Source organism: Paraburkholderia fungorum (genome assembly GCF_900099835.1).
Classification (GTDB): domain Bacteria; phylum Pseudomonadota; class Gammaproteobacteria; order Burkholderiales; family Burkholderiaceae; genus Paraburkholderia; species Paraburkholderia fungorum_A.
Window position 1 is genome coordinate 1,729,876 of record NZ_FNKP01000002.1, and the last position, 13,511, is coordinate 1,743,386.

General features: G+C 62.8%; 11 protein-coding genes. 2 read left to right on the top strand and 9 right to left on the bottom strand.

Annotated features, from left to right (window positions below):
* Positions 1-36: 36 nt before the first annotated feature.
* Complete coding sequence (locus BLS41_RS23550) at positions 37-2,319, bottom strand: amylo-alpha-1,6-glucosidase (protein WP_074769189.1); 2,283 nt, start codon at positions 2,317-2,319, stop codon at positions 37-39.
* A gap of 343 nt (positions 2,320-2,662) precedes the next feature.
* Positions 2,663-3,961: a citrate synthase gene (gltA, locus tag BLS41_RS23555; protein WP_074769191.1), complete on the bottom strand. Its 1,299-nt coding sequence runs from the start codon at positions 3,959-3,961 to the stop codon at positions 2,663-2,665.
* A 428-nt stretch (positions 3,962-4,389) separates the two neighbouring features.
* On the opposite strand from gltA, the gene BLS41_RS23560 reads away from it, so the two are divergent.
* Entirely contained in the window at positions 4,390-4,791 is a 402-nt protein-coding gene (locus BLS41_RS23560; protein ID WP_074771145.1) for a hypothetical protein, read from the top strand.
* A gap of 230 nt (positions 4,792-5,021) precedes the next feature.
* Here the strand turns inward: BLS41_RS23560 and BLS41_RS23565 are convergent, their stop codons facing one another.
* The 3 genes from BLS41_RS23565 to BLS41_RS23575 form a co-directional block, all read right to left on the bottom strand.
* Positions 5,022-5,885 carry an alpha/beta fold hydrolase gene (locus tag BLS41_RS23565; protein WP_436972021.1) on the bottom strand — a complete coding sequence of 288 codons (864 nt, stop codon included), beginning with the start codon at positions 5,883-5,885 and terminating at the stop codon, positions 5,022-5,024.
* Between the two features lie 229 nt (positions 5,886-6,114).
* Positions 6,115-7,167: a rod shape-determining protein gene (locus BLS41_RS23570; RefSeq protein WP_074769193.1), complete on the bottom strand. Its 1,053-nt coding sequence runs from the start codon at positions 7,165-7,167 to the stop codon at positions 6,115-6,117.
* Positions 7,168-7,355: 188 nt separating this feature from the next.
* Positions 7,356-8,015, bottom strand: coding sequence for an alpha/beta hydrolase (locus BLS41_RS23575; protein ID WP_074769195.1), 660 nt, complete (start codon positions 8,013-8,015; stop codon positions 7,356-7,358).
* Positions 8,016-8,358: 343 nt separating this feature from the next.
* Between BLS41_RS23575 and BLS41_RS23585 the strand changes: the two genes are divergently transcribed.
* The gene (locus BLS41_RS23585) at positions 8,359-9,945 is read left to right on the top strand and encodes a DHA2 family efflux MFS transporter permease subunit (RefSeq protein ID WP_074769199.1); all 1,587 of its coding nucleotides are present in this window, start codon (positions 8,359-8,361) and stop codon (positions 9,943-9,945) included.
* A 64-nt stretch (positions 9,946-10,009) separates the two neighbouring features.
* Here the strand turns inward: BLS41_RS23585 and BLS41_RS23590 are convergent, their stop codons facing one another.
* The 4 genes from BLS41_RS23590 to BLS41_RS23605 all read right to left on the bottom strand — a co-directional run bounded on the left by BLS41_RS23590 (position 10,010) and on the right by BLS41_RS23605 (position 13,426).
* Entirely contained in the window at positions 10,010-10,762 is a 753-nt protein-coding gene (locus tag BLS41_RS23590; protein ID WP_074771147.1) for an AraC family transcriptional regulator, read from the bottom strand.
* A 479-nt stretch (positions 10,763-11,241) separates the two neighbouring features.
* Positions 11,242-11,982 (bottom strand): SDR family oxidoreductase, encoded by a 741-nt coding sequence (locus BLS41_RS23595; RefSeq protein WP_074769201.1) that lies wholly within the window; start codon positions 11,980-11,982, stop codon positions 11,242-11,244.
* A 35-nt stretch (positions 11,983-12,017) separates the two neighbouring features.
* Positions 12,018-13,001, bottom strand: coding sequence for an aldo/keto reductase (locus BLS41_RS23600; protein ID WP_074769203.1), 984 nt, complete (start codon positions 12,999-13,001; stop codon positions 12,018-12,020).
* Positions 12,998-13,426, bottom strand: coding sequence for a (R)-mandelonitrile lyase (locus BLS41_RS23605; protein ID WP_074769205.1), 429 nt, complete (start codon positions 13,424-13,426; stop codon positions 12,998-13,000). The genes BLS41_RS23600 and BLS41_RS23605 overlap by 4 nt, the downstream gene beginning before the upstream one ends.
* Positions 13,427-13,511 lie beyond the last annotated feature (85 nt).

The following is a 13,511-nucleotide window of genomic DNA, read 5'->3' on the forward strand; positions in this document are numbered from 1 at the left end:
GATCTGGACGGTCTTTCAACCCGCTTCACTTCAGGCTCAAAGCAGCGCCACTACCCGCACATCGCCCTGTTCCGCCGACGCCACCACCTTCTCGCCAATCCGGCGGAACGTGATCGACACCGACGAATCGCCGACCCGCAAATCGCCGATTTCAAGCCAGTCGATACCTTCGGGCAGCATCGGCTGTTCGATCACGACTTCGCGCCGTTCGGCATCGATCGTGATGCCGAGACACGCTTCCAGCATCATGAACGGCGACCCCGCCGCCCACGCTTGCGGCAGACACGCGACCGGATATGCAGTAGGCGGCTCGCCCCGTCGACGCGGAAAGCCGCAGAAGAGTTCGGGCAAACGCATGTCGAAATTCACGGCTGCCTGGAACAGCGCCTGCAACAGCCGCACCGCCGACGCCTTGCCGCCGTAATGCGACAAACCGCGCGCGCACAGCGCATTGTCGTGCGGCCAGACCGAGCCGTTGTGATACGCCATCGGGTTGAAACGCGCCTGGCTCGCCGCCAGCGTACGCACACCCCATCCGGTATGAAACAGCGTGGAATCGAGCGCGCGCACCACCGACTCGCCGCGCTCCCGCGAAGGCAGCCCGAAAGCCAGCAGATGCCCCGCATTCGATGCCATCACGCGACACAGTTCGCCATGACCGTCGAGCGCGATGCCGTAAAAGCCGGACTCTTCCATCCAGTACTTTTCTTCGACGCATTGACGGATTTTCTTCGCGCGTTCGCTGTATTGCGCCGACTGTTCGCGCAGGCCGCGCAACTTCGCGAAGCGCGCCATCGTGTCGAACGCGGCGCTCGCGTAGGCCTGCACTTCGACCAGCGCGATCGGGCCGTCGGGGAAGCGTCCGTCAGCGTGAAAGACCGAATCGTGACTGTCTTTCCAGCCCTGATTCGCGAGACCGCCATCCGACTCGCGCTGATAGTCGAGCAGGCCGTAGCGGTTCTTGTCGCACACGCCCGCGACCCACTGCGTCGCGCGTTCGAGGGCCGGCCACAATTCGTCGATCAGCGCGAGATCGCCCGTGCGGTCTGCGTATGCGCCGGCCAGCACGACGAACAGCGGCGTGGTGTCGACGCCGCCGTAGTACAGCGCGAACGGCACTTCGCCGGCGGCAGCCATTTCGCCCTTGCGCATCTCGTGCATGATCTTGCCAGGCGCCGCGTCGCGGAACGGCGAGTTCTCGCGCGCCTGATGTTCGGCCAGAAAACGCAGCACGCCTGCGGCAAGCTCCGGTTGCATCCACAGTGTCTGCAACGATGTGATGACCGCATCGCGGCCGAACGGCGTCGAGAACCACGGAATGCCCGCATACGGATACGGACCGGTGGCGAGGTCGGTGGTCAGCAGGCCGAGGTCGGCGAGCGACCGGTCGATCCACGCGTTGAACAGCGGGTTGCTGGAGCGCACGCGCGCTGTGGCGCGGCGGCGTTCGCGCATCACCAGGTGCGCGTCGACCAGCGCGGCGCGCACGGCGGCACGGCCCACGCGCGGACGCTCCGCATCGATTTGCGACAGATGTCCTTCGCTCAACGCATGCATCGGTTGCGAGACATCGGCACCGGGCCGGTCGGCGTTATTCGCGACCACCTGCACCGACACCGACAGATAAATCGACACACACGCCTGCGCCGGCAGTTTCACCGTGTAGTCGGCGCGGTCGGCGAACAGCTTGTCGGGTTCCGGCGAGAACGCGATCTGCACGTTGCGGGTGACATCGTCGAGGCCGAGATAGCTGAGCAGCACCTCGCGATTTTCGATACGCGCCGGCTCTATGCGCCCCTGTTTGTCGCGTTTCAGACCGCGCACTTCGAACATGTCGCGGAAGTCGCTGGAAAACGAAATGGACAGCGGCACCACGGCGTCGCTCGTGCCGTAGTTCGTGAGTTCGATAGCCTCGTTGAGCACCGTGCCCGACAGCACGCGCACGCGCTCGACGTGGATCACGCCTTCCGGCGTGCTGTCGCCGCCGAGCGGCGGCAACGGACGGTTGGTCAGATGGGCGGTGAATGACGTGTTGTCGCTGCTGACGCTGCCCGACAGCAGCGACGGCGCGCGTCCGCCGAAGGTCAGACGCAATTGCGACAGAACGCGGGTGTCGTTGACGAACAGGCCGTCGTCATGACCGGTGATATCGCCGAGCGGGTCGTTGACGATGAAGGTATCGCCCGACTTCAGCACATGCTGGGCCGCACTCGCGACATTGAGATTTTCCGTCGGGATGAATACGCCGTCCGGTTCGGGCTCGCGGTGATCGATACCGCCCGCAAGGGACACGCCACCGAGGGCTTCTGGCTGCTGCATCAGGGTCACTCCTATGAATTCGCTTGTACGTTCGCGCTTGTGCGTCCGGCCTCACATTCGGTTACCGCTGGGTGTGCCGCCTGGCGTTGTCTGCTGCTGCCTGCTGCTGCCTTGTCATGCCGCGCCGCACCCGGTCGCTTCCGATTGTAGAGGGTCTGTTCGCGTCAGACGAACTTATCACAGGGGAGTTTCAGTTTTTTTAGTGGCACAGGACGTGCAGGGATTTGAGCGCGTAAACGCAGCGCGGCGCTCCTTTGTGGGGAGCGCCGCGTGGGTGCCGGGCCAATGACAGCCCGAGCGTTTGAAGCGTTAAAAACGCGCTAGAAGCGTATTGAAAGCCGGTTTATCGTTGTGCGATCGGCTTCGCTTCACGTTGCGTTTCGCCGACGAACAATTGGCGCGGACGGCCAATTTTCTGTTCGGGATCGGCGATCATTTCGTTCCATTGCGCAATCCAGCCCACCGTACGCGCCATCGCGAAGATGCAGGTGAACATCGCGGTCGGAATGCCCAGTGCGCGCTGCACGATGCCCGAGTAAAAGTCGACGTTCGGGTACAGCTTGCGCGACACGAAGTATTCGTCTTCCAGAGCGATCTTTTCCAGCGCCATGGCGAGCTTGAACAGCGGGTCGTCATGCAGACCCAGTTCTTCCAGTACTTCGTGGCAGGTTTCACGCATCAGCTTCGCGCGCGGATCGTAGTTCTTGTACACACGGTGACCGAAGCCCATCAGCTTCACGCCGGAGTTCTTGTCCTTCACCTTCGCGATGAACTCGGGGATGTTGTCGACCGAGCCGATTTCTTCGAGCATGTTCAGCGCGGCTTCGTTCGCGCCGCCGTGCGCCGGGCCCCACAGACATGCAATACCCGCTGCGATACACGCGAACGGATTCGCCCCCGACGAACCCGCAAGACGCACGGTCGAGGTCGACGCATTCTGTTCATGGTCTGCGTGCAGGATCAGGATACGGTCGAGCGCGCGCACCAGCACGTCGTTGACCTGGTACTCTTCGGCCGGATTCGCGAACATCATGCGCATGAAATTCGCGCTGTACGACAGGTCGTTCTTCGGATAAACGAACGGCTGACCCACCGTGTACTTGTACGCCATCGCGACCAGCGTCGGCAGCTTCGCGATCATGCGCACGGCCGAGATTTCGCGGTGCTCTGCGTTATTGATGTCGAGCGAGTCGTGATAGAACGCCGACAATGCGCCGACTGCAGCGACCAGAATCGCCATCGGATGCGCGTCGCGACGGAAGCCGCGGAAGAAGAAGTGCATCTGGTCGTGCACCATCGTGTGATTCGTCACAGTCTTGACGAACTCTTCCTTCTCTTTAGCATTCGGCAGTTCGCCCTTCAGCAGCAAATAGCAGCTTTCGAGGAAGTCGGCGTTCTGCGCGAGGTTCTCGATCGGGTAGCCGCGATACAGCAGCTCGCCCTTGTCGCCGTCGATATACGTGATGGCGGAGTTACAGGCCGCCGTCGACATGAAGCCCGGGTCGTACGTGAACTTGCCGGTCTGGCCGTACAGCTTGCGGATGTCGATTACATCCGGTCCAAGCGAGCCTTGATAGATCGGCAGTTCGATTGTCTGGTCGCTGTCGGAAAAGCTCAGCGTTGCGTGTGTCTTCGAATTCATCTATGCGTTCCTTTTACTTTCACATCGCACTCGTGCCGGCATGCGCGGCCTGCGTATCGTATGAACTTGCGATACAGGGATTGGCGCAATGCATGCTCAGGCTCCGGTTGGCATTCTAAGGTCCAGAGCGCCTTTGATTGCGACGAAACGTCGCAACAATCCATCTCGGCTGGCGCAACATTCGTTGTCCAGCAAGGCTCCAGATACATCGGCTGCAAAAGAAAGCAGCAGCTTGAGCTGGATTGCCAGCTAAATGAAAGTTAGAGCATTGCCAGCAACAATGTTTTGCGGTAGTCAAGCTGCGTTTACCCGTGTGCATCTGCGATACTGGTTGCGTGTTTTGCTTCCCCTAGTAACTCACACGCTGTCTTTGGCCCGCCGTCCTACGGCGGGCTTTTTTAATCAGCTAAAAGAACAGGATGGACCAGATGAATGCCTCTCTCGAAACGCTGTTTCCGGATCATGTCCACACGGAAGACAACATTGTCACCGCGCTGAATCACCAGGACATCGTGGTTGCTTTGTCGGCAGCGCTCAAGAAGCAGGACGTTGCGGTACTGCACATGCTCTACCCGCGCACCGACGCACGCACGCATCGCAGTCTCGATACGCTCGTGAATGTCATGCGCGGCCACGGTCTGCATGAAGTCGCGGATCTGATCGCTGAAGAAGCGCACTATCTGCTGTTCAGGGACCCGGTGAAGGCGTGGAAAGCGTTCCACGAAATTCGCAACGACTCGCTCGCGATCGGCGTGCATCTGTACTATCACGGCCTCGTTGGCGAAGCAGCGGAAGTCGCGCTCGATAAGGACGCGCATCGCAAGGCCTGAGGTTTGGCGCTGACAGGCTAGCGCCAGCAATCGAAAAGATCGGGCACTCGGGGTAGAGTGCCCGAGTTGAATAGCGCGAACAGATCGAGTCGTTTGACTGTTTGAATGAGCGACTCAAGCGGATCGACACGCGTGCATTAAAAGCAGGCGCGCAGTGCATTTGCAGCGCGCGCTTTCACTGCATGAACTGCACGACCGAGCTGCAGTTCATCGCGTCGATATTCAATCGCTTATTGCGCGTTCGCCGCTTTAATAAAGCCGTCGAGAAACCGGTTGAATGCACCCGGATGCGCGAGGTTCATCCCGTGCGACGCGCCGCGCACCGTCTCGCGACGTGCATCGGGTAGCCACGTTTGCAGGGTAGCCGCCGTCCTGCGGAACATATCGGGACTCTTCTCTCCGTCGATCAGCAGAACCGGGCAACGCACCTCGGCTGCCTGCTCCTGCGCGTAACCCGGCAACGGGTCCTGCAATTGCAGTGCGAGCGTGTGCGCATTATCGGTAGCCATTCTGCGGAAGGCGGGCGTGCTCATCGCCCATGAACCGGGCCGGCTGACCGAATCGACGAACAGGTTCAGGCCGCCTTCCACATCGCCCGTTTCGATCAGTTGCGCCGCTTTCGCACGCAACGCGTTCACCTTCTCCGGAAAACGCGAGGCCGGCTGACCCGCTATCCGCAACTGGCCGCCCGGATCGGCGAGCGTCAACGTGCGCAGCCGCTCGGGATGACGCCGCGCCAGCTGGAACACGACCGAGCCGCCGCGCGAATGCCCGACCACATGCGCTGCTCCAGCACCGAGACGGTCGATAAATTCCGCGACTTCGTTGGTGTGCGCGCTCCAGCTGAACGGATGGCCGGGTGCGGTCGCGGTCTGCGGCCAGTAATGCGACAGACTCACCGCGACACAGCGATACTGCTTCGACAGCCCGTCGAGTTGCGGTTGCCAGTAGCGGTAATCGCACAGCGATCCATGCACGAACAGCAGCAGTTCGCCCTCGCCTGCTTCGATATACGGCATGCGCAAACCGTTCTGCAATTCGATGAAAGACGGCGAAGACGATGAAATGGACGAAGCGGAAACAGGTTGATTCACGGGCGGTTCACATGCAGCGCATCAGCTTCGGCAAGCGTTGCGCGAGCAAGAATCGAAGGTGGTTAAAAGAGACGGACGTTCCGTCGACTGTTCTCTCCCGCGCGCGTTGAATTGCAGCGCGGCGGCTATTGTCACACAGTCAATTGCAGCATGTCAGAAGCGAGATCGTGCGCACGCCTCCCCTCTCCTCGCCTCGCGCAAGCTGACAAAAAGCCTTCATCGAAGCATCTTATTCAAACGCCGCGTCATCCAGCAAACCTCGGGCAGCGGCCGCGCTTGCGCCTCGCACCGCGCAGGTCAGCGGTTCGTCGGCGACACGCACGTCGAGTCCAAGCTCCTGGGTCAAACGGGTTCCGAGGTGGTTAAGCAACGCGCCGCCGCCCGTCAGCACGATGCCGTGGTCCGCGATGTCCGTCACCAGCTCGGCGGGCGCCATTTCGAGTCCGCGCTTGACTGCGCCGATCACCTGACGCAACGGCCCGTCGATGGCCTCGGCGATATCCTGATTGCTCAGTTGCACCGTGCGCGGCAGGCCGTCGTCGACGCTGCGTCCGGTCGCGTTCATGTATTCGCGCGGCACGTCGCGCAGCGCCGAACCGATGCTCTTCTTCACGTGTTCGGCGGTCTGCTCGCCCAGCAGCACGCCATACAGATTGCGCACATAGGTGACGATGGCCGCGTCGAACGTGTCGCCGCCCACGCGGATCGAGCCGCTATACGCGGTGCCGCCCAGCGCGATCACGCCGACTTCAGTCGTTCCGCCGCCGATGTCGACCACCATCGAGCCGGTCGCGTCCGACACCGGCAAACCCGCGCCGACCGCCGACGCCAGCGATTCGCCGATCAGGCTCACCTTCCATGCGCCCGCGGCAACAGCGGCTTCCCGGATCGCGCGCAATTCGACCTGAGTCGCACCGGCCGGCACGCACAGCGTGAACGCGGCGCGGCGGCTAAAGAACGGCCGTGGCCGCGCCATGTGGACGAACTGACGGATCATGTGCTCGGCGGCGGAGTAATTGGCGATCACGCCATGGCGCAGCGGCCGCACGGCTTCGACGTTGCGCGGCGCGCGGCCGAGCAACCGGCGAGCCTCGGTGCCGACCGCGGCAACGCGCCGGGGTCCCGCAGCGGAGTCGTTCTGGAAACAGACAACGGAGGGTTGATTGAGCAGCATACCGCCGTCGTCGGTATAGATAAGGGTGTTGGCCGTGCCGAGATCCATCGCCACGGAATGACGGAAAAGCCGCTCGAAAAGCGGGTAATACGGCGTTGGTCTGGCCATATGAAGGCTCTGATGTGTCGTTATCCGCCCGTTCAGGCAGTATGAAATGCACCCCCGGTCACGCGGATCGCACGGTACGCCTGCCCAGGCGTGGTGCGCTCCGCGAAGCGGCGGGTGATTTTCATGCTAATGAGCAGTTAACGACAAGCAGATCGAAATCTTTAGAGCCGCTTTTATTCAGGGCCGTGTCAACCGCGCGACAAAGCACCCAGCGCGCGTTCCAGCGCTTCGTGGCCGAGCGCCACGCCGTCGGCGTTGATGGTGTGGCCGATGCCGGGCAACGCGTACGCGTCGATCGTGTAGCCGGCCTGGCTAAAGGCGTCGGCGGCGTCTTCGAGTTCCTTGACGGGGATTACTTCGTCGTCCTCGCCGTGGATCAGCGTGAGCGGCGTACCGTTCTGCGCGGTGATCGGCGAAGCGAGCCGCCCCGAATACGCGACGACGCCCGCCGCGCCTTCCGCGCTGGTCGCGACGTGGTGCATCGCCATGATCGAGCCTTGCGAGAAGCCGACCAGCGCGAGGCGGCCGAACGGCACCTGCCAGTGCGCGAGTTCGGCTTCGAGCATGCCGCGCAGCGCCGGATAGGCAGCGGCCACGCGTGCCTCGCGATTGCCGGGCGTGACGTCGCGCAGGCTGAACCATTGACGGCCGCCGAAGCCGCCGTCGAACGGATCGGTGCCGTCGAGCGACGTGAACGCCACGTCGGGCAGGCTCTCGCTCCAGATGTCCGCGAGCGGCATCAGATCGCGCGCATTGCTGCCGACGCCGTGCATCAGCACGACGAGGCCCCTGGCCGGCGCGGCGGCGGGTGCGCGCCGCCAGCCATGTTCGAATTGCTCCCAGGCCATAACTGTTTCCTTTCTATCGCTTACTTCTGTTGATGAATGATTCGTTGCGCGCCCACGCGCGGCGTTCTGCGTTCTGCGCCTTGCGTGTCGGGTTTCGCATTTCGCGTATCACGTGGCGGCGGATCGATCCGCTGCAGCCGTGACGACCCCAGCCGCGAGCATACGCTGGCAGATTTGTTTCTGCCGCCGGGCCTGCAGCGCCGACGACGCCGAAAGCCGAATACAGGTATGCTTTTGCGAGCATTCGACGGACCTGGCGCCGCGCGCATCGACTGAGCAGCGCGCCCGCAGGAAATCAACCGTCCGTCCACGACATTCGCAGCACCCCGATCCGGAGAACCCCTTGAGCCAGCCCAACGCCGCGCCCGCTTCCGCGCCGCCGACGCCACCCTCGCCGCCCCCGCCCCTGCAAGGCGGCAAACTGGTTCTGGCCACCATTGCCGTCGCGCTTGCCACGTTCATGAACGTGCTCGACACGTCGATCGCAAACGTCGCGATCCCGACCATCTCGGGCAACCTCGGCGTTTCCGTCGACGAAGGCACGTGGGTCATCACCGTGTTCGCGGCGGCCAACGCGGTGTCGATTCCGCTGACCGGCTGGCTCACGCAGCGTATCGGCCAGGTGAAGCTGTTCGTCGGCGCGATCCTCGCGTTCGTGCTGGCGTCGTGGCTGTGCGGGATCGCGCCCACGCTGCCGATCCTGCTGCTCGCGCGGATTTTCCAGGGCGCCGTGGCCGGTCCGCTGATTCCGCTGTCGCAGGCTATTCTGCTCGGCTCGTATCCGAAGGAGAAATCGTCCACCGCGCTCGCTTTGTGGGCGATGACGGCGACCGTCGGCCCGATTGCGGGCCCGGCACTCGGCGGCTGGATTACCGACAGCTATAGCTGGTCGTGGATCTTCTACATCAACATTCCGGTCGGCATTTTCGCGGCCGGCGTCACGTGGATGATCTATCGCACGCGCGAGTCGCCCACCCGCAAGCTTCCGATCGACCTCGTCGGCCTCGGTCTGCTGATTACGTGGGTTGCGTCGCTGCAGGTCATGCTCGACAAGGGCAAGGACCTCGACTGGTTTTCGTCCCCGGTGATCGTGATTCTCGGCATTACGGCGCTGATCAGTTTCGCGTTTTTCCTCGTGTGGGAATTGACCGAACCCAATCCGATCGTCGATTTGCGGCTGTTCCAGCAGCGCAATTTTCTCGGCGGCACGATCGCGATTTCGGTCGCGTACGGCGTGTTCTTCGGCAACCTCGTGCTGTTGCCGCAATGGATGCAGGAGTACCTGAACTACCGTTCTGTCGACGCCGGTCTCGTCACCGCGCCGCTCGGCGTGTTCGCCGTGCTGCTCGCGCCGGTGATGGGCCGCGTGTTGCCGCGCTCGGACGCGCGCGTGATCGCCACGCTCGCGTTCGTCGGCTTCGCGATCGTGTTCTACATGCGCTCGAAGTACGTGATCGAAATCGATACGTGGCATCTGGTGCTGCCCACGCTGCTGCAAGGCATTCCCATGGCGTTGTTCTTCGTGCCGCTGACGTCGATCATCCTGTCAGGGCAGCCGCCGAACAAGATTCCGGCAGCAGCGGGTCTGTCGAATTTCGCGCGGGTGTTCTGCGGCGCGGTGGGCACGTCGATCGCGGGCAACGAGTGGAACAACCGCACGGTGCTGCATCACGCGAGACTGACCGAACAGGCGTCGATCAACAATCCGCTGTTCAATCAGCAGATGGATACGACGCAGACGCTGCTGCATCTGAATCCGCTGTCGGCGCACGCGCTGTTCGATTTCACCGTGAATACGCAGGCTGCAATGATGGGTCTGAACGATATTTTCTTCATATCGGCGATCATTTTCATTCTGATCATCCCGCTGATCTGGATTACGCGGCCGGCAAAGGGCGGCGGCGGACCGGATGCGGCGGGCGCGCATTGAGCGTGACGGTTTCTGTGCCTGGCTTCATGGGCGCGCGCGCTAAGGCACTGCGCTGCGCGCCGCGTCAGCGGAAAAAACGCGCGGGCGTGTCGCCGAACGCGTCGCGGAACACCGCGATAAACGACGACACGTCGGTGTAGCCCACTTCAACCGCCACCTGCGAGACGCTGGCTCCCGCACCGAGATGCTCAAGCGCGATCAGCAGGCGCAGTTGCTGGCGCCACTGGCCGAACGTCTGCCCCGTTTCCTTGACGAACAGACGCGCCGCCGTACGAGCCGTCACGCCCGCCGCCACCGCCAGGTCTTCAAGTATCGCGGACTGCGCCGGATCGGCGCTCAGCGCATCGGCGATTCGCTGGATGCGCGCATCGCGTGGCCAGTTCAATTCCAGCGGCGCGCGCGGCAACGTCGGCAGACGGTCAAGCAGCACTTGCACGAGACGGGCGGCGGCTTCATCGAATGGGTGGTCGAGCGGCAGAGCGGCGGCGGTGCCCAGCAACGCCTGTACGAGCGCATCGGTCGAGACCGCGCCGCTTTGCGCGGGCAACGGCGCGGCGTCCGTACTCGCGTAGAGCGAATACAACTTGACCGGACGTGTCGCCGACAGATTGTGCAGCGCGTGCGCGACGATCCAGACCGCGTGCCCGGGCGGCACGACCCAGCGGCTGTTTTCCGTGCGCACGGTCAGCACGCCGTCGCCGACGTAAATCAGCCGTGCGCGACGATGCGTGTGCCACGGCTCGTCCAGCGTCTCATGGTGTGTGCCGACCACGAAAACCGCTTGTTCGATGCCGTCGGGATCGAGGGCTTCGTTCATGGCGTCCGTTTTGCCCTGTTGCGTCGGGAAAGGCAGCAAGATTAGCACGGTTGCGCCCGTGCTTTCTTACGGCGACGAGGGCGTCGCGACGTGTTATTGATCTCTTTGCGTTGCCGATGAGAAACGCCAGCAAACGGACCATCCTGCGCCCATGACTCGTAGCACATGGGTCGCATTGTCTGATGCCGGCATGTTCTTCAACGAAGTCCGACGCCGCACGAACGATTACCGCAGACACTGTCGTCCAGAAGAACAGCCAGACGCAGTCCTCTGCGATCTAGCCGCTTTCGTTAGAAATGCGGACGAGTGAGGGAAAGAGATGGCGGTCAAATAACCGTCAGTTTGAAGGTGTGCGCGCTGATAGCGCGCACTTCGTCGGCGGCACCACGGCGAGGCCCGGCCGCGCAGTCCAACTGCTGCGCGCCGCCGACCATTCGCGTTTGAAAACCACGATTCTTCCTCCAGACCCCGCCCCCGCTTCACACCTCCTGCGCGGTCGGACGGAACAGAATTTCGTTCACGTCCACATCGTCAGGTTGCTCGATCGCGAACGCGACCATGCGGGCGAAACTGTCGGCCGGAATCGCAAACTTCTCGTAGAAGTCGGCGACGCCCGCAGCCACGTCCGCTTCGGTGACGCTCTGCGGCAGTTCGGACTGCACCGCGCCCGGCGAAATAATCGTCGTGCGGATGTTGTACGGCTTGACCTCCTGCCGCAGTCCCTCGGACAGCACCCGCACTGCCGTCTTCGTCGCGCAATACACGGCGTTGTTTTTGCCGACCTTATGACCCGCCACCGACGACACGTTGATGATGTGCCCGCTCTTCTGCCGCGTCATGTGAGGCAGAGCGGCTGCGATGCCATACAGAACGCCCTTGATGTTCACGTCGATCGTCCGGTCCCAATCGTCGATCTTGCCGCGCTCCAGCGGCGAATGCGGCATCAGACCGGCGTTGTTGATGAGCACGTCGACGCGGCCATATTTCGCGACCGCAGCGTCGACGAGCGCCTTGACCTGCTGGGCGTCGGTGACGTCTGTCTCGACTGCCGCGTCTTCGGGAAGACCGAGTTCGACGGCAAGCGCCTTGAGCCGCTCGACCCGGCGAGCGCCGAGGATCAGCTTTGCGCCGCCCGCGGCCAGGCGGCGCACGGCTGCTTCACCGAGCCCGCTGCTCGCGCCGGTGATGACGATAACCTTGCCTGCAATGTTTTCCGACATGTTGGTCCTCTGTGTGCGTGATCGACGGAGACGGCTTACTTGCCGACCCGCGCCTGAAGATGGGCGGGATAGCGGTCGCCTTGCACCGTGACGTTCGCGAGCTGGGCGTCGATGTCGCTCAGATTGGCGGCCGTCAGTTCGATAGCCGCCCCGCCGACGTTCTCTTCCAGCCGATGCAGTTTTGTCGTGCCCGGAATCGGCACGATCCACGGCTTTTGCGCGAGCAGCCACGCGAGCGCGACTTGCGCCGGAGTCGCGTTCAGACTGGCGGCAATCTGCTTGAGCACATCGACCAGCGCCTGATTTGCGTTGCGGTTTTCTTCGGAAAAACGCGGCACGACATTGCGGAAGTCGGTTTTATCGAAGCCGGTGCTGGCGTTGATCGCGCCGGTCAGAAAGCCCTTGCCGAGGGGGCTGAACGGCACGAAGCCGATGCCGAGTTCTTCGAGCAGCGGCAGGATCTCTTTCTCCGGCTCGCGCCACCACAGCGAGTATTCGCTTTGCAGCGCCGCCACCGGCTGCACCGCGTGCGCCCGGCGGATCGACTGAACGCCCGCTTCGGACATGCCGAAATGCTTGACCTTGCCCTGCTGGATCAGGTCCTTGACCGCCCCGGCGACGTCTTCCATCGGCACGTCGGGATCGACGCGATGCTGGTAAAGCAGGTCGATGCGATCCGTCCTGAGCCGCTTGAGCGCCGCTTCCGTGACCGCGCGAATATTGTCGGGCTTGCTGTTGACGCCCTTCTGCACGTCGCCGCCTTCGAAACCGAACTTGGTCGCGATCACGACCTGATCGCGGAACGGCTCCAGCGCTTCGCCCAGCAGTTCCTCATTCGCGCCCTGCGCGTACGCTTCGGCGCTGTCGAAAAAGGTGACGCCCTGCTCGTAGGCCGACCGGATCAGCGTGATCGCGTCGGCTTTATCGGTTGCCGGGCCGTAACCGTAGCTCAGTCCCATGCAGCCCAGCCCGATCGCCGACACTTCCAACCCGCTCTTTCCGAGAATACGTTTTTTCATCGTGCAACTCCTTGATCGCTTGCGTTCATGTGGGTCCGATACTGCTCGTCCGTGACCTTCTCCATCCAGTCGACCGGACTGCCATTCAGCTTTTCAGCGATGGCGATATGCGTCATTGCCGTGTTCGGGGTCGCGCCGTGCCAGTGCTTCTCGCCAGGGGCGATCCAGACCGTGTCGCCCGGCCTGATTTCCTCGACCGGTCCGCCTTCGCGCTGCACCCAGCCACAGCCTGCGGTCACGATCAGCGTCTGACCGAGCGGATGCGTGTGCCATGCAGTCCGCGCGCCCGGCTCGAACGTGACGATGGCGCCGCCGATTCGCGCTGGCTCCTCGCCTGCGAACGGCGCGTCGACCCTGACCGTTCCCGTGAAATAGTCCGCCGACCCCGTCGTGGATGGCTGCGAACCGCATTGGGTGATTTGCATGGGCGCTCCTTGCCGTGATGACCGTGAGTGCCAATGTAGCAGCGCGGCTTCCTGCGATTAAGAGCTAAAATCGGCATGAAGTTAG